Raw genomic sequence first — 21,352 nt, 5'->3', positions numbered from 1 at the left:
TCATGGCGTCCCCCAACGGAACCCCCACCAAGATCACCCAGGGCTCGCAGACCAAGGGCGGCATCGGCGAGTCCACGCTCCGCCCGGACGGCACCCTCAAGGTCACCGGCGAGTTCGCGTACTCGTCCGACATGTGGCACGAGGACATGCTGTGGGGGCAGATCCTCCGGTCGACCGTCGCGCACGCCGAGATCGTGTCCATCGACACGAGCGAGGCCCTGGCCCTGCCGGGCGTCTACGCCGTGCTGACGTACGACGACCTGCCGACCGACGTGAAGAACTACGGGCTGGAGATCCAGGACACCCCGGTCCTCGCCCACGGCAAGGTCCGTCACCACGGGGAGCCGGTCGCGATCGTCGCCGCCGACCACCCGGAGACCGCGCGCCGCGCCGCCGCGAAGATCAAGGTCGACTACCGCGAGCTGCCCGTCGTCACCGACGAGGCCTCCGCCACCGCGCCCGACGCGATCCTCGTCCACGAGAACCGCGACGACCACCACGCCGGGCACGTCCCGCACCCCAACATCGTGCACCGCCAGCCGATCGTCCGCGGCGACGTGGCGGAGGCCCGCAGGCGGGCGGACGTGATCGTCGAGGGCGAGTACACCTTCGGCATGCAGGACCAGGCCTTCCTCGGCCCCGAGTCCGGGCTCGCCGTGCCGGAGGAGGACGGCGGCGTCCACCTCTACATCGCCACCCAGTGGCTGCACAGCGACCTGCGCCAGATCGCGCCCGTGCTCGGCCTGCCCGAGGACAAGGTGCGGATGACGCTGTCCGGCGTCGGCGGCGCGTTCGGCGGCCGCGAGGACCTGTCGATGCAGATCCACGCCTGCCTGCTGGCCCTGCGCACCGGCAAGCCCGTCAAGATCGTCTACAACCGGTTCGAGTCCTTCTTCGGGCACGTCCACCGCCACCCCGCGAAGCTGTACTACGAGCACGGGGCCACCAGGGACGGCAAGCTCACCCACATGAAGTGCCGGATCGTCCTGGACGGCGGCGCCTACGCCTCCGCCTCCCCGGCCGTCGTCGGCAACGCCTCCTCCCTGTCCGTCGGCCCGTACGTGATCGACGACGTGGACATCGAGGCCATCGCCCTCTACACCAACAACCCGCCCTGCGGCGCCATGCGCGGCTTCGGCGCGGTCCAGGCGTGCTTCGCCTACGAGGCGCAGATGGACAAGCTCGCCGCGAAGCTCGGCATGGATCCGGTGGAGTTCCGGCAGCTCAACGCCATGGAACAGGGCACGCTCATGCCCACCGGCCAGCCGGTCGACTCCCCGGCCCCGGTCGCCGAACTGCTGCGCCGCGTCAAGGCGATGCCGATGCCGCCGGAGCGCCAGTGGGAGTCCAGCGAGGGCGCCGACGTACGGCAGCTGCCGGGCGGCCTGTCCAACACCACGCACGGCGAGGGCGTCGTCCGCGGGGTCGGCTACGCCGTCGGCATCAAGAACGTCGGCTTCTCCGAGGGCTTCGACGACTACTCCACCGCCAAGGTCCGCATGGAGGTCGTGGGCGGCGAGCCCGTCGCCACCGTCCACACGGCCATGGCGGAGGTCGGGCAGGGCGGCGTCACCGTCCACGCGCAGATCGCCCGCACGGAGCTGGGCGTCACGCAGGTGACGATCCACCCGGCCGACACCCAGGTGGGCAGCGCCGGTTCGACGTCGGCCTCCCGGCAGACGTACGTCACCGGCGGCGCGGTCAAGAACGCCTGTGAGCTGGTGCGGGAGAAGGTGCTGGAGATCGGCCGCCGCAAGTTCGGCTCCTACCACCCGGCCTGGGCGACGGCCGAACTGCTGCTGGAAGGCGGCAAGGTCGTCACCGACGGCGGCGAGGTGCTGGCCGACCTGGTGGACGTCCTCGGCGAGGACGCCGTCGAGGTCGAGGAGGAGTGGCGGCACCGGCCGACCGAGCCCTTCGACCTGCGCACCGGCCAGGGCAACGGGCACGTGCAGTACTCCTTCGCCGCGCACCGCGCCGTCGTCGAGGTCGACACCGAACTCGGCCTGGTGAAGGTGATCGAGCTGGCCTGCGCCCAGGACGTCGGCAAGGCGCTCAACCCGCTCTCCGTCATCGGCCAGATCCAGGGCGGCACCACGCAGGGCCTGGGCGTGGCGGTCATGGAGGAGATCGTCGTCGACCCCAAGACGGCGAAGGTCAAGAACCCCTCCTTCACCGACTACCTGATCCCCACCATCCTCGACACGCCGACCATCCCCGTCGACGTGCTCGAACTCGCCGACGAGCACGCCCCGTACGGGCTGCGCGGCATCGGCGAGGCACCCACCCTGTCGTCGACGCCGGCCGTGCTCGCGGCGATCCGCGCGGCGACCGGGCTGGAGCTGAACAGGACGCCGGTCCGCCCCGAGCACTTGACCGGCACCGCGTGAGAGCTCTCCGGGCGGCGCACCGGAACGTCACACTTCCGCGCCGCCCGGAGGACCGGGCACCGCACCGCTCGCGGTCCCCGGTGACCGACTGATCGTTCGTCTCGGGCCGTCCCCCGGGTCGTGCGGCCTGTAGGCCCTGTCGTCACATTCCCGCCTGCCCGGCGGCGCCCGCCCTTCGGGCGGACGACAGGAATGTGACGACAGGACCCAGCACCTTCCCAAATCCCGCACGTCGTCCCGACGAGCCGCGGGTGCCCCTATGAACCTTGGGAGTAGGCCCACATGACCCAGCAGTCAGTAGAGCCGAGGACCACAGCCGAAGACGCGGGCGAAGGCACCCGCGTCCCGGCCGGACGGTCCTGGCTCGACCGGTACTTCCACATATCCCACAGAGGGTCCACGGTCGCCCGCGAAGTGCGCGGCGGCGTCACGACCTTCATGGCGATGGCGTACATCCTTCTGCTCAACCCCCTGATCCTGTCCGGCAAGGACGCGGCCGGGGCCACGCTCGCCCAGCAGGCGCTGATCACCGCGACCGCGTTCGCGGCGGCCCTCACCACCCTGCTGATGGGCTTCGTCGGCAAGGTGCCGCTCGCCCTGGCCGCGGGCCTGTCCGTCTCCGGGGTCCTCGCCTCCCAGGTCGCGCCCGAGATGACCTGGCCGCAGGCGATGGGCATGTGCGTGATGTACGGCGTCGTCATCATGCTGCTGGTCGTCACCGGCCTGCGCGAGATGATCATGAACGCGATCCCGCTCGCGCTCAAGCACGCCATCACCATGGGCATCGGCCTGTTCATCGCCCTCATCGGCTTCTACAAGTCCGGTTTCGTGCACCAGGGGAAGGCCACTCCCGTCACGCTCGGCCCGGCGGGCGAACTGGCCGGCTGGCCGGTCCTGCTCTTCGCCGGCACGCTGCTGCTGATCTTCATGCTCCAGGCCCGGAACATCCCGGGCGCCATCCTGATCGGCATCGTCAGCGGCACGGTCGTGGCCGCGGCCCTGAACGCCGCCGGGGTCGTCGACCCCAAGCAGTGGGCGGCCGGGGCACCCGAGCTGCACGGCAGCGCGGTGTCCATGCCCGACTTCTCGCTCTTCGGCGACGTCGAGTTCGGCGGCTGGGGCGAGGTCGGCGCGATGACCGTCGGCATGATCGTCTTCACGCTGGTGCTGGCCGGGTTCTTCGACGCGATGGCCACCATCATCGGCGTCGGCACCGAGGCGAAACTCGCCGACGACAAGGGCCGCATGCCGGGCCTGTCCAAGGCACTGTTCATCGACGGGGCCGGCGGCGCGATCGGCGGTGTGTCCGGCGGCTCCGGCCAGACGGTGTTCATCGAGTCGGCGACGGGTGTCGGCGAGGGCGCGCGCACGGGCCTCGCCTCGGTCGTCACCGGACTGTTCTTCGCGGCCTGCCTGTTCTTCACCCCGCTCACCGCGATCGTGCCGCAGGAGGTGGCGTCCGCCGCCCTCGTCGTCATAGGCGCGATGATGCTGATGAACGCCCGGCACGTGGACTGGGCCGACCGCGCCACCGCCGTCCCGGTGTTCCTCACGGTCGTGCTGATGCCGTTCACCTACACCATCACCACCGGTGTCGCCGCGGGCGTCATCTCCTACGTCGCCATCAAGACCGCCCAGGGCAAGTGGCGCGAGATCGGCGCCTTCATGTGGGTGCTCACGGCGGTGTTCCTCGTGTACTTCGCCCTCCACCCGATCGAGAGCTGGCTGGGCGTCCACTGACGCCCCGCCTTGTCGCCGCAGCCTTAAGGAGACCGAGACAGATGCTGGACATCGCCGAGGAGCTGAACCGGTGGGTCGGGCAGGGCCGTGACTTCGCCGTGGCCACCGTGGTGGCCGTCGGCGGCAGCGCGCCCCGGCAGCCCGGCGCCGCGCTCGCGGTGGACGCCGACGGCACGGCGATCGGCTCGGTCTCCGGCGGCTGCGTGGAGGGCGCGGTCTACGAACTGTGCGAGCAGGCGCTGCGCGACGGCGAGACCGTCCTGGAGCGCTTCGGCTACAGCGACGACGACGCCTTCGCCGTGGGCCTGACCTGCGGCGGCGTCATCGACATCCTGGTCACCCCGGTACGGGCCGCCGATCCGGTCCGCCCGGTGGTCGCGTCCGCGCTCACCGCCGCCGCCCGAGGGGAGGCGGCGGCGGTGGCGCGGATCGTGTCGGGCCCGCGCGACCTCACGGGCCGCGCCCTGCTGGTCCGCCCCGACGGCTCCTGGGAGGGCGGCTTCGGCGGCCACCCGGAACTGGACCGCACGGTCGCGGCCGAGGCGGGCGCCTTCCTGGACGCCGGGCGCACCGGCACCCTGGAGATCGGGGAGCAGGGCTCTCGCTGCGGAGCACCGCTCACGGTCCTGGTCGAGTCCTCGGTCCCCGCGCCCCGCATGATCGTGTTCGGCGCGATCGACTTCGCCTCCGCCCTGGTCCGCGTCGGCAAGTTCCTCGGCTACCACGTCACGGTGTGCGACGCGCGGCCCGTCTTCGCGACCCGGACCCGCTTCCCCGAGGCCGACGAGATCGTCGTCGAATGGCCCCACCGGTACCTGGAGCGCACCGACGTCGACGCGCGCACGGTGCTGTGCGTGCTGACCCACGACGCCAAGTTCGACGTCCCGCTGCTGCGGCTCGCACTGCGCCTGCCGGTGGCGTACGTCGGCGCCATGGGCTCCCGGCGCACCCACCTGGACCGCAACGCCCGGCTGCGCGACGTCGGCGTCACCGACCTGGAGTTGAGCCGCCTGCACTCGCCGATCGGCCTCGACCTCGGGGCCCGTACGCCCGAGGAGACGGCCCTGTCGATCGCGGCGGAGATCGTCGCGGCCCGGCGCGGCGGCAGCGGGGTGCCGCTGACCGGGGCCCACACGCCGATCCACCACGACCCGGAGTCCCGGCAGGTCGGGCGGATCGGGTCGGTGGCCTGACACCCAGTCAGCCGGCCGCGGCGGCCTCCAGCAGTGAGAACGGCTCGGCCTCCGGGAGCGGGGTGACCGAGAGCAGCGACAGGCCGGCGGCCCGGCACAGGTCCTCGAAGTCCCGGCGGGTGCGTTCCTGGCCGCCCACGTTCACCAGCATGTTGAGGTCGCTGAGGTAGATGGCCGCCGCGTCGACGCCCCCGGAGCCGCCGGCCACGGCCTCGGGCAGCACCGGTTCCAGGATCAGGACCCGTCCGCCCGGGGGCAGGGCCGCGCGGCAGTGGCGCAGGATCGCGACGGCCCGGTCGTCCGGCCAGTCGTGCAGGATGCTCTTCATGAGATAGAGGTCCGAGCCCTCCGGTACCGAGTGGAAGAAGTCCCCGGCGACCAGGGAGCAGCGGTCCGCCAGCCCGTGCCGGCGCAGGGTCTCCGGTGCCTGGGCGAGGCCGTCGGCCGTGTCGAGGACGACGCCCCGGAGATCCGGGAACGCGGCGAGCACGGCGGCCAGGAGGGTGCCGTCTCCGCCGCCGACGTCCGTGACCGCGGCGAACCGGCCGAAGTCGAAGGCGCCCGGCAGGACGGCCGCGGCCTCCCCGGTGGCCTGGCTCATCGCCGCGTTGAACTCGGCGGACAGCTCCGGCCGCCGGGCGAGATGGCTGAAGAAGTCCGTGCCGAAGACGGCGTCGAACGCCACGTCGCCGGTGCGGACGCTGTCGTCCAGGTGCTCCCAGGCGCGGGTGATCTCCGGTTCGGTGAACATCCGCACGAACGACGTGAGGGAGCCGGGGCGGGCCGGGTCGAGGAGGGCGCCCGCCGGGGCCACCGCGAAGGTGCCGAAGCTGTGTTCCCGCAGCAGGCCGAGGCCCGCCAGGGCGCGCAACAGCCGGGTCATGGGCTGGGGTTCGGCACCGGCGTCGATGGCGACGTCGGCGGCCGGGCGGGGGGTGTCGCCGATCAGTTCGACGATCCTCAGCCGGACGGCCGCACGTACGGTCTGCGCGGCCATGCCGCCGAAGACGAGGCGCACGAGCAGGTCGCGGTCGGTCATGTCCGGTGCCAGGGCAGGGGTGTTCGCCACGGGGCTTCTCCTGTGGTGTGTGGTCCGGTCAGCCGGCGGTGGTGGCGCGGCCGGCCAGGGCGGTGGGCGTGCATCCCGCGAACGCCAGGATGTCGCGGTGGAGATGGGGCTGGTCGACGTAGCCGCACTCCAGGGCCACGTCGACGGGGTGGGCGCCCGCGCTGAGCGCACGGGCGGCGTGGTCGAAGCGGACCAGCATGGCGGCGCGCTTCGGGGTGAGGCCGATCTGGTCGCCGAACCGTGCCCACAGCCGCTTGCGGCTCCAGCCGCAGGAGGCGGCGAGGTCGGCGACCCGTACCCGGCCGCGGCGGGCCACGATGGTGTTCCAGGCGGCGGCGACCTCGGGCGCCATCGCCGGTGCCCGCGCGGCCCGTCCGGTGAGGAACGCGTCCACCAGCGTGAGGCGTTCCTGCCAGGCCGGGGCGTCGGCCAGCCGCTCGCACAGCCGCCGCCCGTCCCGGTCCCAGAGGTCCTCCAGGTCGGTGACGGATCCGTCCAGCTCGCGCGGGCTCACGCCCAGCAGGGCGTAGGCGGCCCGGGGCGACAGGCGCAATTCGACGCACTCGACGCCCTCGCCGCGGATCCGGGCCGGTCCCGGGGACAGCGCGGCGACGAGGCTCCGCAAGGGGCGGTGGCCGGTGGCGTCCTCGACCGAGAGCGGCTCCTCTCCGAGCCCGAGCACGACGATCACCGCCGGCTGCGGGAGCACGTGCATGTCCAGTCCGACGGCGGCCCGGTCCCGGAACCCGGCCATCCGGACGCCGTGGAGCGACGTGCCGCTCTGGGGGAGGGCGACTTCCCAGCCGAGCCGGGCCTCCGCTTCGTCACTGCGCATGCGTCCACGGTCGCCGACTTCGGCGGTGCTGTCTTGGAAGAAAGTTCCGCGCCAACGGCGGCCGGGCCGTCAGGCCTGTCTGAGCAGGCGGTTCAGTGCCCGCCCGAACACATACCGGGCCGAGCGCCGCAGCACGCCGTCGAAGAGCGACGGCAGCGGACGCACCCGGATCTCCTCCCGCCACACCACACGGGCCCGGCCTCCCGGCCCCGGGCGCACCTCCAGCTCCGCCCAGCCCCGTACGACACGCCCCCGCTTCTCCAGCCGGCACAGTCCCGCGGCCCCGTCCTGCGGCGGCTGCCAGACCGTGATCTCCATCGGATCGTCGAAGGCCAGCGGCCCGACACCCGACCGGGCCACGACGAGCGTGCCCCTGCGGGTCGGCGCGGGCGGCTCCACCCTGACCCTCGTCAACGGCACCACGTCCCCGTGCCGCCGCCACTGCGTGACCCGCCGCCACGCCTCGTCGAGGGGCAGCGGGACCGTACGTTCGAGCAGGATGTCCACCACGCCACGATCGTAAGGAACCGGTCGACGGCCGGGACGCCTACGGAGCCACCCGGGCCACCGCCCCCGTCTCCAGGGCCACCCACAGGGCGCCGTCCGGGCCCACCGTGATGCCGTGGGGTTCGCAGGAGGGGGTCGGCAGGGCGTGTTCGGTGAGGGTGCCGGAGGGGGTGCGGTGGGCGACGCGGCCGGTGGCCCACAGGGTGATCCAGCAGTCTCCGGGACCGGTGGTGGTGAGGGCGTGGGGGCGGGACGCGGGGTCGGGGAGGGGGAACTCCTCGATGCGGCCGGCCGGTGAGATGCGGCCCAGCCGGCCCGCCGCGATCTCCACGAACCACAGGTCCGTGCCGTCGCTGGTGATGCCGACCGGTGCGGCGTCCGGGGTGGGCAGGGGGTGCAGGTCGACGGAGCCCTCGACGGTGATGCGGCCGATGGCGCCGGCCTGGTTGAGGGTGAACCACAGGGCGCCGTCGGGGCCGGTGGTGATCGCCGAGGGGTAGGCGCCCGTCACCGGCAGGGCGAACTCGGTGAACTCGCCCTCCGTCGTGATCCGCCCGATGCGGTCCCGGTTCATCTGCGTGAACCACAGCGCGCCGTCCGGGCCCGCGGTGATGCCGTAGGGCCCGCAGTCGGGTGTCGGCGGCCGGAACGACTCCGCCTCGCCGCCGACCGTGACGCGCCCGATGCGGTGGTCTCCGAGGCGGGTGAACCACAGGGCGCCGTCCGGGCCGGGCGTGATGACCGCGGGGCGGCAGGACGGCGAGTCCAGCGGGTACTCCGTGAGCCCGCCGTCCACGGTGAGGCGCCCGATCCGTCCGCCGTGCACGAAGGTCAGCCACAGGGCCCCGTCGGGCCCGGTCGTGATGCCGTAGGGGCCGGCGTCCCGGTCCGCGACGGCGAACTCCTGGACGGCGGGGATGTCGGACACGCGTTCTCCCTTCGACGCCCTCGCACCCTCCCCGCGCCCGACGGCGGACGCAACTCCTTTTCGGCACTGTGCGTGCTGTTCCTGGTGTCTCCGCTCCCCCTCTGGCTACTCGCGCCGTCAGGCAAGTGACAGCGAGTGGAGGGAGAGCCCCGTGGGCGGTCACGCCTGGCGCCGGGCCCTGGTGACCGGTGGCGCCGGATTCGTGGGGTCCCATCTGTGCGCGCGGCTGCTCGACGCCGGTACGGAGGTCGTGTGCCTGGACAACCTGGCCACCGGCTCCCGCGCCAACGTGGCCGAACCGGAGCAGCGGCGCGGCTTCCGCTTCGTGCCCGGCGACGCCACCGACCCGGCCCTGTGGCGCGCCCTGCCCGGCCGGTACGACCTCGTGCTGCACTTCGCCTGCCCCGCCTCGCCGGCCGACTACCTGCGGCTGCCGCTGGAGACCCTCGACGTCGGCAGCACGGGCACCCGCCTCGCGCTGGACCGGGCCCGCGCCGACGGCGCCCGCCTCGTCCTCGCCTCCACCTCCGAGGTCTACGGCGACCCGCTGGAGCACCCGCAGCACGAGGGCTACTGGGGCAACGTCAACCCGGTCGGCCCGCGCAGCGTCTACGACGAGTCCAAGCGCTTCGCGGAGGCCCTGGTCACCGCCCACCGCGGCGTGCACGGCACCGACGCCGCCATCGTCCGCATCTTCAACACCTACGGACCCCGCATGCGCACCGGCGACGGCCGCGCCGTCCCCACCTTCGTCGCGCAGGCCCTCGACGGCATGCCCCTGACCGTCGCCGGCGACGGCGGGCAGACCCGCTCCCTGTGCTACGTCGACGACACCGTGGCGGGCGTGCTCGCACTGGCCGCCTCCACCGAGACCGGCCCCGTGAACATCGGCGGCGGCGACGAGATCACCGTGCTGGAGCTGGCCCGCCGGATCGTCGGGCTCACCGGCTCCGCCTCGCGCATCCGGTTCGTGGACCGCCCCGTCGACGACCCCGCCCGGCGCCGCCCCGACACCCGGCTGGCCCGGGAACGGCTCGGCTGGCACCCCCGGATCGGCTGGAGCGAAGGCCTGGAACGCACCATTGGCTGGTTCTCGCGGGCCATCGCCGCCTGAGCCGGTCACCGAGCGGTCATCTCCGCCCGACATAAAGTGAAAAATCCGGCCTTGTGGTGACAGTTGGCTCCAAGTGTTTGAGACAGCTGCACCGCGGCACTCGCCAGCACCGTAGTCCTCACAGCCGTCGGGACGGAGCACAGCCCCCATGCGCATCCTCGGTATCAACGCCCTGTTCCACGACCCGGCCGCCGCTCTCGTCATCGACGGCCGTACGGTGGCGGCCGCCGAGGAGGAGCGCTTCAGCCGTCGCAAGCACGGCAAGCGCCCGCTGCCGTTCTCCGCGTGGGAGCTGCCCGAGCTGTCCGCCCGCTGGTGCCTGGAGCACGCGGGCCTCAGGCCCCAGGACCTGGACGCCGTCACCTACTCCTTCGACCCGGCGCTCGCCCGGCCCGCCCGCGACATGGGCCTGGACGACCCCTGGGACCCGCTGCGGCTGGAGTACGCCCGCCGCGCCCCCGAGTTCCTCGCCGAGGCCCTGCCCGGCCTCGACCCCGAACGGGTCGTCTTCGTCCCCCACCACGTCGCCCACGCCGCCTCCGCCGGGCCCGCCTCACCCCACCCCGACAGCGCCGTGCTCGTCCTCGACGGCCGCGGCGAGGCCGCCTCCCACCTGGCCGGCCGCTACCACGACGGCACGCTCGACACCCTCGCCACCCAGGCGCTGCCCGACTCCCTCGGCCTGGTCTACGAGGAGCTCACCGCCCACCTCGGCTTCCTGCGCAGCAGCGACGAGTACAAGGTGATGGCCCTCGCCTCCTACGGCACCCCGCGCTTCCTGCCCGGGCTGCGCCAGTACGTCCACCCCACCGGCCACGGCGGCTTCCGCGCCCACGGCGTCGACTGGGCGTCCTTCGCCCCGCCCCGTGCCCCGGGCGAGCCCTGGACGCAGGACCACGCCGACCTCGCCGCCGGCACCCAGGCCGTCCTGGAGGAGGTCCTGCTGGAACTCGTCGACTGGCTGCACCGCGAGGCCGGCGGCGAGGCACTGGCGATGGCCGGGGGCGTCGCCCTCAACTGCGTCGCCAACTCCAAGATCGCCGCCAAGGGGCCCTACCGGGACGTCTGGGTGCAGCCCGCCGCCGGTGACGCCGGCACCGCCCTCGGCGGAGCCCTGCACCTCGCCGCCACGCGGGACGGGCGGCCCGACCCCATGCCCGGCGCCGACCTCGGCCGCGGCTGGAGCGACGACGAACTGCGCGCCCGGCTGGACACCGCGGCGATCCCGTACGAGAAGCCCGACGACATCGCCGAGACCGTCGCCGAGGTACTGGCCGAGGACGGCGTCGTCGCCTGGTTCCAGGGCCGCAGCGAGTACGGCCCGCGCGCCCTCGGCCACCGCTCCCTGCTCGCCCACCCCGGCCGCGCCGAGAACCTCGAACGCCTCAACCACGTCAAGGGACGCGAGGAGTTCCGGCCCGTCGCCCCCATGGTGCTGGCCGACCGCGCCGCCGACCTGTTCTCCGGCGGCCCGATCCCCAGCCCGTACATGCTGTTCGTGCACGACGTCGCCGAGCGGTGGCGCGAGCGCGTCCCGGCCGTCGTGCACGTCGACGGCACCGCCCGCATCCAGACCGTCGAGGAACGACGGGAACCCCTCGTGGCGCGGATGCTGCGCGCCTTCGAACGGCGCACCGGACTGCCCGTCGTCGTCAACACCAGCCTCAACACCGCCGGACGGCCCATGGTCGACGACCCGCGCGACGCCCTGGAGTGCTTCGGCTCCGCGCCCGTCGACCTGCTGGCCATCGGGCCCTACGCGGTCCGCCGCGGCCGCGCGTTCGACGCAGGGAGGACCGCCGCATGACCCCGTACGCCGTGGTGATCCCCACCCTCGTGCGGGACACCCTCGCCGACTGCCTCGCGGCCCTCGCCGCCGCGACCGGGCCGCGCCCCGAGGAGATCGTCCTCGTCGACGACCGGCTCGACCCCGAACCCGGGAAGCTGGAGCACCCGTTGAGCGTCCTCGGCGATCTGCGGGAGCGCACCACCGTGCTGGGCGGCGGCGGTCGTGGGCCCGCCGCCGCCCGCAACACCGGGCTGCGGGCCGTGACCGCGCCGTGGACCGTGTTCCTCGACGACGACGTCCAGGTCGGGCCCCACTGGTGCGACCAGCTGGCCGAGGACCTCGCCGAGACGACCCCCGACATCGCGGGCGTCCAGGGCGTCATCGCCGTGCCCCTGCCCGGCGAACGCCGCCCCACCGACTTCGAACGCGGCACCGCCGGACTCGCCCGGGCCCACTGGATCACCGCCGACATGGCCTACCGCACGGACGCCCTCAAACAGGTCGGCGGCTTCGACGAACGCTTCCGACGGGCCTTCCGCGAGGACGCCGACCTCGCGCTGCGCGTCCTCGACGCAGGCTGGCGCATCCGCCAGGGCCGCCGCACCACCCGCCACCCCGTACGCCCCGCCGACCGCTGGGTGTCCGTGCGCCAGCAGCGCGGCAACGCCGACGACGCCCTCATGCGGCACCTCCACGGACCCGACTGGTGGGACAAGGCGGTCGCGCCGCGCGGCCGGATCCGCAAGCACGCCGCGATCACCACCGCGGGCGTCGCCGCGTGCGCCCTCGCCGCCACCGGCCACGCCCGGGCCGCCACGGCCTGCGCGCTCGGCTGGGCCGCCGGCACCGCCGAGTTCGCCCGGGCCCGCATCGCCCCCGGCCCCCGCACCCGCCGCGAGGTGACGACCATGCTGGCGACCAGCGTGCTCATCCCACCCGCCGCGACCTGGCACCGGCTGACCGGCGAATGGCGCCACCGCCACGCCCACGCCTGGCAGGAGGAGACACGATGAGCCCGGTCAAGGCCGTGCTGTTCGACCGCGACGGCACCCTCGTCGAAGACGTCCCCTACAACGCCGACCCCGACCGCGTACGCCCCGTCGACGGCGCCCGCGAGGCCCTCGCCCTGCTGCGCGAACGCGGCATCCGCACCGGCGTCGTCACCAACCAGTCCGGCGTCGCACGCGGCCTGCTCACCGACGCCGACGTGCGGCACGTCAACCACCGCGTCGACGAACTCCTCGGCCCCTTCGACGTGTTCGCCGTCTGCCCGCACGGCCCCGACGACGGCTGCCACTGCCGCAAACCCCAGCCCGGCATGGTGCTGTGGGCGGCCGGACGGATCTGCACCGCACCCGCCGACCTCGTCGTCATCGGCGACATCGGCGCCGACGTGGAGGCCGCCCGCCGGGCCGGCGCCCACGGCATCCTCGTCCCCACCGCGCAGACCCGCCCCGAGGAGACCGCGGCGGCCGACCATGTCGCCCCCGACCTGCTCACCGCCGTCCGCGCGGTGCTGGACGGACCGCCGCGGGGCCGCGTCCTCGCCGACGAACGCCCCATTCAGGAGGCCTTCACCACCGGCCCCGGACCGGGACGGGGGAGGTGCCGGTGAAGGCCCTCGTCACCCGCCTCGACAGCTTCGGCGACGTGCTGCTCGCCGGACCCGCGATCCGCGCGGTCGCCGCCCGCGCCGACACCGTCACCCTGCTGTGCGGGCCGCGCGGCGCCCCCGCCGCCCGGCTGCTGCCCGGCGTCGACGACATCCTCGTCTGGGACGCCCCCTGGGTGGGCTTCGCACCCCCGCCCGTCGGCCGCGGCGAGGTCGAGCAGCTCATCGACACCATCGACGCCGACACCGCGCTGATCCTCACCTCCTTCCACCAGTCGCCGCTGCCCGCCGCCCTGCTGCTGCGCCTGGCCGGCGTCGGCTTCATCGCCGCCGACAGCGAAGACCACCCCGGCTCCCTCCTCGACGTACGCCACCACCGCGCCCCGCACGCCCACGAGGCCGAGGCCGCCCTCGACCTCGCCGAGGCCGCCGGATTCCCGCCCGCCGACGACCCCCGGCTCCGGGTGCTGCCGCCGCCCGCCACCGCCGGACTCACCGGCCCGGGACCGTACGTCGTCCTGCACCCCGGCGCCAGCGTCCCCGCCCGCGCCTGGAGCCCCGAGCGCTGCGCCGAGGCGGTGCGCGAACTGGCCGCCGCCGGGCACCGCGTGGTGGTGACCGGCGACGCGGGAGAGAGCGACCTGACCGCGTACGTCGCGGGCGAGCACGCCCTCGACCTCGGCGGCCGCACCGGCGCGGCCGAACTCTCCGGCGTCCTCGCGGGCGCCGACGCCGTCGTCACCGGCAACACCGGGCCCGCCCACCTCGCCGCCGCCGTCGGCACCCCGGTCGCGTCCCTGTTCGCGCCGGTCGTGCCCGCCGAACGCTGGCGGCCGTACGGCGTCCCCTACGTGCTGCTCGGCGACCAGGACGCGCCGTGCGCGGACAGCAGGGCCAGGCAGTGCCCCGTGCCCGGCCACCCCTGCCTGGACACCGTCACCGCGCACGACGTGGTGACCGCCGTCGAGAAGCTGCGGGGGGAGGCATGAGGATCCTGCTCTGGCACGTGCACGGATCGTGGACCACGGCCTTCGTGCAGGGCCCGCACACCTACGTCGTCCCCGTCACCCCCGACCGCGGCCCCGACGGCCTCGGCCGCGCCCGCACCTGGGACTGGCCCGACTCCGTCGTCGAAGTGCCGCCCGAGCGGCTGCGCGAGGAGCACATCGACGCCGTCGTGCTGCAGCGCCCGCACGAACTCGCCCTCGTCGACGAGTGGCTGGGCCGCCGCCCGCCGCTGGTGTACCTGGAGCACAACGCCCCGCACGGCTCGGTACCCGACACCCGCCACCCCGCAGCGGACATCCCCGGCGCCACCCTCGTCCACGTCACGCACTTCAACCGGCTGATGTGGGACGCCGGTTCGACGCCCAGCACCGTCATCGAGCACGGCATCGTGGACCCCGGCCCGCTGTGGACCGGGGAGCTGGAACGCGCCGCCGTCGCCGTCAACGAACCCCTGCGGCGCGGCCGCACCACCGGAACCGACCTGCTGCCCGCCTTCGCCGAGGCCGCCCCGCTGGACGTCTTCGGCATGGGCACCGAGGGCCTCGCGGACCGGCTCGGCATCCCCGCCGACCGCTGCCGCAGCCATGAACTCACCCAGGCCGGGCTGCACACGGCGATGGCCCGGCGTCGCGTCTACGTCCACCCGGTGCGCTGGACCTCCCTCGGCCTGTCCCTGCTGGAGGCGATGCACCTGGGCATGCCCGTGGTCGCGCTCGCCACCACCGAGGTCACCGAAGCCGTACCGCCCGGCGCCGGAGTGGTCTCCAACCGGATCGAGGAACTGACCGGTGCCGTACGGGACTTCATGGTCGACCCGCTGCACGCGCGGATGGTCGGCGAGGGAGCGCGGGCGGCGGCGCTCGCCCGCTACGGGCTGTCCCGCTTCCTGGACGACTGGGAGCGGCTGCTGAAGGAGGTGGCCCGATGAGGATCGCCATGGTCTCCGAGCACGCGAGCCCGCTCGCCGCGCTCGGCGGCGTCGACGCCGGCGGCCAGAACGTGTACGTGGCCCGCCTGAGCGAGGAACTGGCCCGCCGCGGCCACGACGTCACAGTCTACACCCGCCGCGACGCGGCCGGCCTGCCCGACCGCGTACCGCTGCCCGGCGGCGCCGTCGTCGAGCACGTGCCCGCCGGACCGGCCGCCCCCGTACCCAAGGACGAACTGTTCCCGCACATGCCCGCCTTCGGCGCCTGGCTGGCCCGGGCCTGGGCCCGCGAGCGGCCGGACGTGGTGCACGCCCACTTCTGGATGTCCGGCATGGCCTCCCGGATCGGCGCCCACCCGCACGGCGTGCCCGTCGTGCAGACCTTCCACGCCCTGGGCACCGTCAAGCGCCGCCACCAGGGCCGGCGCGACACCAGCCCGCCCGAACGGGTCGGCATCGAGCGGCAGATCGGCCGCGGCTGCGCCCGCGTCCTGGCCACCTGCGGCGACGAGGTGCACGAACTGGCCGAGATGGGCGTGCCGCGCTCGCGGGTGTCGGTGGTGCCCTGCGGGGTGGACGCGGAGCAGTTCCGGCCCGGGGTCCCGCCCGGCGGCGTCCCGGCCCGCCGGCGGCCCCACCGGCTCCTCGCCTGCGGCCGGCTCGTCCCGCGCAAGGGCTACGACCAGGCCGTACGGGCCCTCGCCCGCGTCCCCGACGCCGAACTCCTCATCGCGGGCGGCCCCGCGGCCGGCCTGCTGGACGACGACCCGGAGGCCCGGCGGCTGCGGCGGCTCGCCGAACGCACCGGCGTCGCCGACCGGGTGCGGCTGCTCGGCGCGGTCGACCCGGCCGCCATGCCCGCCCTCATCGGCAGCGCGGACCTGGTGCTGTGCACCCCCGTCTACGAGCCGTTCGGGATCGTGCCGCTGGAGGCCATGGCCTGCGGCGTGCCCGTCGTCGCCACCGACGTCGGCGGCCACCGCGACAGCGTCGCCGACGGCATCACGGGCCGGCTCGTCCCGCCGCAGGACCCCGAGGCGGTCGCGGCCACCGTACGCGAACTCCTCACCGACGACGCCCTGCGCCGCCGCTACGGCAGCGCCGGCCGCGCACGCGTCCTCACCCACTACACCTGGCGGCGCGTCGCCGACGGAGTCGAGCGGGTCCACCGCCAGGTCCTCGCCGGACACGCACAGCAGAAGGAGGTGGCGTGATGACCGTGCACCCGCCCGTCACCGGGCACTGCGACGAACTCCCGGACGCCCTGACCGCGTTCCGCGACTCGGCGCACATCACCGAGCGGTGGGGCGAGCGCCTGGCGGACGTCCTCACCGGCGGCGGCCGGCTGCTCGCCGCGGGCAACGGCGGCAGCGCCGCCCAGGCCCAGCACCTGACCGCCGAACTCGTCGGCCGCTACCGCGACGACCGGCCGCCGTTCTCCGCGCTGGCCCTGCACGCCGACACCTCCAGCACCACCGCGATCGCCAACGACTACGGCGTGGACGAGGTGTTCGCCCGCCAGGTCCGCGCCCACGGCCGCCCGGGCGACGTCCTGATGCTGCTGTCCACCTCCGGCGCCAGCGCCAACCTGCTGTCCGCGGCGGACGCCGCCCGGGCTGCCGGGATGCGCGTGTGGGCCCTCACCGGCTGCGCCCCCAACCCGCTGATGGCGGGCAGCGACGAGTACCTGTGCGTCGAGGCGCCGACGGCGGCGACCGTGCAGGAACTGCACCTGGTCGCGGTGCACATGGTGTGCGCGGCGTTCGACGCGGCGGTGGCACGCGGTGGCCGGCGCGACGGCGACGGCGGGAGGTGACATGAGCGGCAAGGCACCCCTGGTCGTCGTCGGTGACGCCCTGCTGGACCGGGACCTGACCGGCCGCGCCGAACGGCTCGCGCCCGACGCGCCCGTGCCGGTCGTCGACGACTGCGGGGAGCGGACCCGGCCCGGCGGCGCCGCCCTCGCCGCGTACCTCGCGGCCCGCGACGGCCGGGACGTCACGCTGGTGGCGGGCGTGGGCGACGACCCCGCGAGCCGCGAACTGCGCCGCCTCCTGGAACCCTGGCTCACCCTGATCCCGCTGCCCCTGACCGGCCCTCTGTCCGAGAAGACGCGGGTCCTGGCACACGACCGCCCGGTGGTCCGCCTGGACCGGGGAGCCGGCCGCACCCGCGAGGCCACGGACGCCGCCCGCGCGGCCGTCCGCGCCGCGCCCGCCGTTCTCGTCTCCGACTACGGCCGCGGCGCCGCCGACGCCCTGCGCGACGACCTCGCCGCCCGCCCGCCCCTGGTCTGGGACCCGCACCCGCGCGGCGGCCCGCCCGTGCCGGGCACCCGGCTGGTCACCCCGGCCGAGAAGGAGGCCCACGGTCTCGCCCCGCAGGACGGCACACCGCGCCGGGACCTGCACGCCGCCGCCCACAGCGCCGCCGCCCTCGTACGGCACTGGCGGGCCGCCGCCGTCGCGGTGACCCTCGGCGCACGCGGCGCCCTCCTCTCCTACGGCGAGCACCCGTTGCTCCTCCCCGCCCCCGCCGCGCACCCGGGTGACAGCTGCGGGGCCGGCGACCGGTTCGCCGCCACGGCGGCCGGGCTGCTCGCCGACGGTGTCCTGACCGCCGAGGCCGTCGAGGGCGCCGTGGCCGCCGCGACCGGCTTCGTCGCGGCGGGCGGCGCGGCGGCGCTGCCGAGCGCGGACACCCCGCCGGTACTCCCGCCCGACGAGGACGACCCGAACGCCCTGGCCGCCCGGGTCCGCGCCGCGCACGGCACCGTCGTCGCCGCCGGCGGCTGCTTCGACCTGCTGCACGCCGGCCACGTCGGCCTGCTCCAGGCCGCCCGGCGGCTCGGCGACTGCCTCGTCGTCTGCGTCAACTCCGACGCCTCGGTACGGCGCCGCAAGGGCGGCGGCCGCCCGGTCAACCCGCTCACCGACCGGCTCCGGGTCCTGCGCGCCCTGGCCTGCGTGGACGCGGTCGCCGTCTTCGACGAGGACACCCCCGAACGGCTCCTGGCCGACCTGCGTCCCGACGTGTGGGTCAAGGGCGGCGACTACGCGGCCGCCGACCTCCGCGAAGCCGCCCTCCTCCAGGAGTGGGGCGGCCAGGCGGTCCTGCTGCCCTACCTCGACGGCCGCTCCTCGACGGCCCTGCTGGAAAGGGCGGCGGAGGGAGCGCGGTGACCCACCCGATGAGCCCGCTCGCGGGGGCGGACACCGAGGGCACGCGGCAGTCTGCTGCCATGACACCGGACACGGCACCCGACGCGACGACACCCCGCCTCCTCGTCCTGCGTGCCCTGGGCCTCGGTGACCTGCTCGCCGGTGTCCCCGCCCTGCGCGCCCTGCGGCGGGCCTACCCGGGGCATGAGATCGTGCTGGCCGCGCCCGCCGAACTGGAGCCCGTCGCCGCGGTGACGGGGGCCGTGGACCGGCTGCTGCCCGCCGCCGCGCCGGGGCGGGCCGTGCCGCGGTCGCTCGACTGGACCGGGTCGCCCCCGGAGATCGCCGTCGACCTGCACGGCAACGGCCCGCCCAGCCACCGGCTGCTCATGGACCTGCGTCCGCTGAAGCTGCTCGCCTTCGCCCATCCGGACACGCCGGAGGTCGACGGCCCGCCCTGGTACGCGGAGGAACACGAACGCGACCGCTGGTGCCGCCTGCTCCAGGCGTACGGCATCGACGCCGACCCCGGCGACCTGCTCCTGCCCCGCCCGCACACCGCCTCCCCGGCACCCGGCGCGGCCGTACTGCACCCCGGCGCGGGGTCCCCGGCCCGCTGCTGGCCCGTCGAGCGCTACGCGGACGTCGCGGCCGGGCTGCGCGCCCGGGGCCTGCGCGTCGTGGTGACCGGCGGCGCCGACGAGGGGGATCTCGTGGCCCGGCTCGCCAAGCAGGCCGGCCTGCCCGACACCGACGTGTTCGGCGGCGGCCTCCCCTTCGGCCGGCTGTCCGCGCTCGTCGCCGACGCCCACGTCGTGATCAGCGGCGACACCGGCATCGCCCACCTGGCGGTCGCCCACGCCACGTGCTCCGTCACCCTCTTCGGCCCGGTCGCCCCCAGCCGCTGGGGCCCGCCGCCCGGCCCGCGCCACCGCGCGCTGTGGTACGGCCCGGAGGGCGACCCGCACGGCCGCCGCCCCGACCCCGCGCTGCTGCGCATCACCCCCGACGACGTCCTGAACGCCGTCGACGAACTGCCCGGCATCCGACACCCGTGAGGGGCACCCCGCACGATGACCACGATGACCGTCCCGAACCCGGACCCGAGCCCCGTCGGCATCGTCGGGGCCGCCGACCTGCTGGACCGGCATCCGGCGCTGGGCTCGGTCACGGCCCGGATCGTCGTCGAACCCGACGGCGGCGACGACCCGATCGTCGAGGAGCTGCGCAACTCGCCCGTGCCCGGGCCGGATTGGCTGCCGGGACCGGCCCTGGGCTCGTTCCTGGCGGCGGCGACCGTGCTGCGCACCGACGCCTTCCGGGCCGCGGGCGGCTTCCATCCCCGGCTGTGGCTCGGCGGCGAGGAGGAGTTGCTCGCCGCGGACCTCGCGGCCGACGGCTGGTGGCTGACGTACGCAGACCACCTGGCGGTGCACCACCATCCGTCCGTCGCCCGGGACGCCACCCTGCGCCGGACCCACGGCATCCGCAACACCCTGTGGTTCACCTGGCTGCGCCGCCCGGCCGGTCCCGCGCTGCGCCGGACCGTGAACCTGGCCCGCACGGTCCCGCGCGACACCGCGTCCCTGCGCGCCTTCGCCGAGGCGGCGGTCGCCCTCCCCTGGGTGCTGCGCGAACGCCGGGTCCTCCCGCGCCGGGTGGAGTCCCGGCTGCGCCTGCTCGAACCGGCCCAGCGGGCCTCGAAGGCCCGCCGCTACACCGGCTGACGCGCTCCGGGGCGGCCGGCGCTCAGCTCCCGCACCACCGGCACATCAGCCGGAACACCGCGAACAGCGTCAGCGGCCAGACGGCGGCGAACGCCCAGATCACCCCCGGCTCGGAGGTGACGATCCCGGCCACCATCAGGGCGACCGAGACCGCGAGCAGCACCGCCACGGTCCAGCCCCGGGGACGGTAGGAGCCCAACCGGGCCAGGACACGGGCCGGGTCGGGAAGGCGGCTCAGCCGCAGCGTGCGCAGCCGGCGGTCGAGGCGGCGGTCGCGGCGCAGGGCGCGTTCCATCTCGTCGAGGATGCGCTGCTCGTTCTCGGGGAGTCGGCCGATGGACACGCTCTCTCCTTCCGGGCGGCCGGAGCGTCTCACTCTTCCGGGGGAGGGGGGGACGTAAGAGCGGGTGCCCCGTGGGGCCCGGGAGCTAACCGGGGACGGGCCGCGCCAGCGCCTCCACGAGCCGGTCCGCGCTGTCCGGGACGGTGCCCTCGCGGAACCCGTCGCGGATCTGCCGGGCGGTCACCCGGCCGCCGGTCAGGCACCAGTCCCACCAGCGGTCCAACTGCCGCACGTCCAGCCGCTCGGCGGGCACCAGCGCGGGCCAGCCGCAGGCGCGGGCCTGCGCGGTCATCTTCGCGCCGCCCTCGACGGGGTCGACGGCCAGCACCGGGGTGCCGACCCGCAGCGCGATCACCAGCCCGTGCAGCCGGTCGGTGACGACGAGGTCCAGCCGGGCCAGCACCGACTGCAACTGCGCGGGCGTGGCGCTCAGATGCCAGTCGTGGGTGTCCAGCCGCGTCTCCAGCTCCAGCCGGGCGCAGTCCTTCCCGGCCAGCCAGCGCGTCACCTCCTCGGCGACCTGCCCGTGCCGCCGCAGCGTGCCGTACTCCTCCTGCCCGTGCGTGAGGATCACCCCGACGACCGGCCGGGCCGGCACCTCGGGGGCGCGGGCCGCCAGGTCCTCCACCGGCTCGCTGTCCGGCGCGTCCCGGGGCAGCACCCGGTGGAAGCCGGTCACGGCCGCGCTGGCGGGGTCGATCACCGAGGTGCCGACGGCGATCCGCACGCAGTGCGCGAACCGCCGGTGCAGCTCCTCGACCTGCGGCCCGTGCAGCGGGCCGCACACGAACACCAGGTGGGAGTAGTCCTTCGGCCACAGCCGGTCCAGATGCAGCGCCTCCGGACGGAAGCCGGGACTCCAGGCGATGTCGTAGGGGATGCCCGTCCCCCGCAGTACGTCCTCCACCCGGCGCAGGGCCAGCACGTCCCCGGCGGTCGCCTCCCCGTCCCGGAAGCTGAACCACCCGGTCAGCAGCACCTTGCGCGGTCGCATGCCCTCTCGTGTCT

At 74.9% G+C, this 21,352-nt stretch carries 19 protein-coding genes and 1 pseudogene; 14 read left to right on the top strand and 6 right to left on the bottom strand.

Features of this window, described 5'->3' with window-relative positions:
* Positions 1–2: 2 nt before the first annotated feature.
* The 3 genes from ABZ386_RS13030 to ABZ386_RS13020 all read left to right on the top strand — a co-directional run bounded on the left by ABZ386_RS13030 (position 3) and on the right by ABZ386_RS13020 (position 5,323).
* Positions 3–2,390: a molybdopterin cofactor-binding domain-containing protein gene (locus ABZ386_RS13030; RefSeq protein WP_351335124.1), complete on the top strand. Its 2,388-nt coding sequence runs from the start codon at positions 3–5 to the stop codon at positions 2,388–2,390.
* Between the two features lie 282 nt (positions 2,391–2,672).
* Positions 2,673–4,130, top strand: a complete 1,458-nt coding sequence (locus tag ABZ386_RS13025; RefSeq protein WP_351335126.1) for an NCS2 family permease — start codon at positions 2,673–2,675, stop codon at positions 4,128–4,130.
* 41 nt (positions 4,131–4,171) lie between these two features.
* Positions 4,172–5,323, top strand: a complete 1,152-nt coding sequence (locus tag ABZ386_RS13020; protein ID WP_356499748.1) for an XdhC/CoxI family protein — start codon at positions 4,172–4,174, stop codon at positions 5,321–5,323.
* Between the two features lie 7 nt (positions 5,324–5,330).
* Here ABZ386_RS13020 and ABZ386_RS13015 read toward each other — a convergent pair whose 3' ends face one another.
* The 4 genes from ABZ386_RS13015 to ABZ386_RS13000 all read right to left on the bottom strand — a co-directional run bounded on the left by ABZ386_RS13015 (position 5,331) and on the right by ABZ386_RS13000 (position 8,662).
* Positions 5,331–6,362, bottom strand: a complete 1,032-nt coding sequence (locus ABZ386_RS13015; protein ID WP_358964898.1) for a methyltransferase — start codon at positions 6,360–6,362, stop codon at positions 5,331–5,333.
* Positions 6,363–6,420: 58 nt separating this feature from the next.
* Positions 6,421–7,227, bottom strand: a complete 807-nt coding sequence (locus ABZ386_RS13010) for a helix-turn-helix domain-containing protein (RefSeq protein WP_358964742.1) — start codon at positions 7,225–7,227, stop codon at positions 6,421–6,423.
* Between the two features lie 69 nt (positions 7,228–7,296).
* Positions 7,297–7,737, bottom strand: coding sequence for an SRPBCC family protein (locus ABZ386_RS13005; RefSeq protein WP_351335134.1), 441 nt, complete (start codon positions 7,735–7,737; stop codon positions 7,297–7,299).
* 37 nt (positions 7,738–7,774) lie between these two features.
* Positions 7,775–8,662 (bottom strand): virginiamycin B lyase, encoded by an 888-nt coding sequence (locus ABZ386_RS13000; protein ID WP_358964741.1) that lies wholly within the window; start codon positions 8,660–8,662, stop codon positions 7,775–7,777.
* 151 nt (positions 8,663–8,813) lie between these two features.
* On the opposite strand from ABZ386_RS13000, the gene ABZ386_RS12995 reads away from it, so the two are divergent.
* The 11 genes and pseudogenes from ABZ386_RS12995 to ABZ386_RS12945 all read left to right on the top strand — a co-directional run.
* Entirely contained in the window at positions 8,814–9,776 is a 963-nt protein-coding gene (locus ABZ386_RS12995) for an NAD-dependent epimerase/dehydratase family protein (RefSeq protein WP_358964740.1), read from the top strand.
* A 148-nt stretch (positions 9,777–9,924) separates the two neighbouring features.
* Positions 9,925–11,583 (top strand): carbamoyltransferase C-terminal domain-containing protein, encoded by a 1,659-nt coding sequence (locus ABZ386_RS12990; RefSeq protein WP_358964739.1) that lies wholly within the window; start codon positions 9,925–9,927, stop codon positions 11,581–11,583.
* Positions 11,580–12,578: a glycosyltransferase gene (locus ABZ386_RS12985; RefSeq protein WP_358964738.1), complete on the top strand. Its 999-nt coding sequence runs from the start codon at positions 11,580–11,582 to the stop codon at positions 12,576–12,578. Before ABZ386_RS12990 ends, ABZ386_RS12985 begins: the two co-directional genes overlap by 4 nt.
* Positions 12,575–13,180 carry an HAD-IIIA family hydrolase gene (locus ABZ386_RS12980; RefSeq protein ID WP_351335147.1) on the top strand — a complete coding sequence of 202 codons (606 nt, stop codon included), beginning with the start codon at positions 12,575–12,577 and terminating at the stop codon, positions 13,178–13,180. The genes ABZ386_RS12985 and ABZ386_RS12980 overlap by 4 nt, the downstream gene beginning before the upstream one ends.
* Positions 13,177–14,166, top strand: coding sequence for a glycosyltransferase family 9 protein (locus ABZ386_RS12975; RefSeq protein ID WP_356499740.1), 990 nt, complete (start codon positions 13,177–13,179; stop codon positions 14,164–14,166). Before ABZ386_RS12980 ends, ABZ386_RS12975 begins: the two co-directional genes overlap by 4 nt.
* Positions 14,163–15,113 (top strand): glycosyltransferase, encoded by a 951-nt coding sequence (locus ABZ386_RS12970; protein WP_358964737.1) that lies wholly within the window; start codon positions 14,163–14,165, stop codon positions 15,111–15,113. The genes ABZ386_RS12975 and ABZ386_RS12970 overlap by 4 nt, the downstream gene beginning before the upstream one ends.
* Entirely contained in the window at positions 15,110–16,327 is a 1,218-nt protein-coding gene (locus ABZ386_RS12965) for a glycosyltransferase (protein ID WP_351335155.1), read from the top strand. The genes ABZ386_RS12970 and ABZ386_RS12965 overlap by 4 nt, the downstream gene beginning before the upstream one ends.
* Positions 16,327–16,929 carry an SIS domain-containing protein gene (locus tag ABZ386_RS12960; protein WP_358964736.1) on the top strand — a complete coding sequence of 201 codons (603 nt, stop codon included), beginning with the start codon at positions 16,327–16,329 and terminating at the stop codon, positions 16,927–16,929. The genes ABZ386_RS12965 and ABZ386_RS12960 overlap by 1 nt, the downstream gene beginning before the upstream one ends.
* Before the next feature lies 1 nt (position 16,930).
* On the top strand, positions 16,931–18,295 hold the full coding sequence (rfaE2, locus tag ABZ386_RS12955; protein WP_358964735.1) for a D-glycero-beta-D-manno-heptose 1-phosphate adenylyltransferase: 1,365 nt from the start codon (positions 16,931–16,933) through the stop codon (positions 18,293–18,295).
* Between the two features lie 59 nt (positions 18,296–18,354).
* Positions 18,355–19,332 (top strand): glycosyltransferase family 9 protein, encoded by a 978-nt coding sequence (locus ABZ386_RS12950; protein ID WP_355725678.1) that lies wholly within the window; start codon positions 18,355–18,357, stop codon positions 19,330–19,332.
* A 66-nt stretch (positions 19,333–19,398) separates the two neighbouring features.
* Positions 19,399–20,001: pseudogene (locus ABZ386_RS12945) on the top strand (glycosyltransferase family 2 protein); the annotation flags it as partial.
* 22 nt (positions 20,002–20,023) lie between these two features.
* Here the strand turns inward: ABZ386_RS12945 and ABZ386_RS12940 are convergent.
* A complete protein-coding gene (locus tag ABZ386_RS12940; RefSeq protein ID WP_114256110.1) occupies positions 20,024–20,344 on the bottom strand; it encodes a DUF3040 domain-containing protein in 321 nt (106 codons plus the stop codon).
* Between the two features lie 85 nt (positions 20,345–20,429).
* The gene (locus ABZ386_RS12935; protein ID WP_351335167.1) at positions 20,430–21,338 is read right to left on the bottom strand and encodes a polysaccharide pyruvyl transferase family protein; all 909 of its coding nucleotides are present in this window, start codon (positions 21,336–21,338) and stop codon (positions 20,430–20,432) included.
* Positions 21,339–21,352: the final 14 nt, after the last annotated feature.

The organism is Streptomyces sp. NPDC006140 (genome assembly GCF_040628815.1).
Lineage (GTDB): Bacteria > Actinomycetota > Actinomycetes > Streptomycetales > Streptomycetaceae > Streptomyces.
The sequence above is the reverse complement of the archived record's forward strand: the minus strand, read 5'-3'. Positions and strand labels throughout refer to the sequence as shown.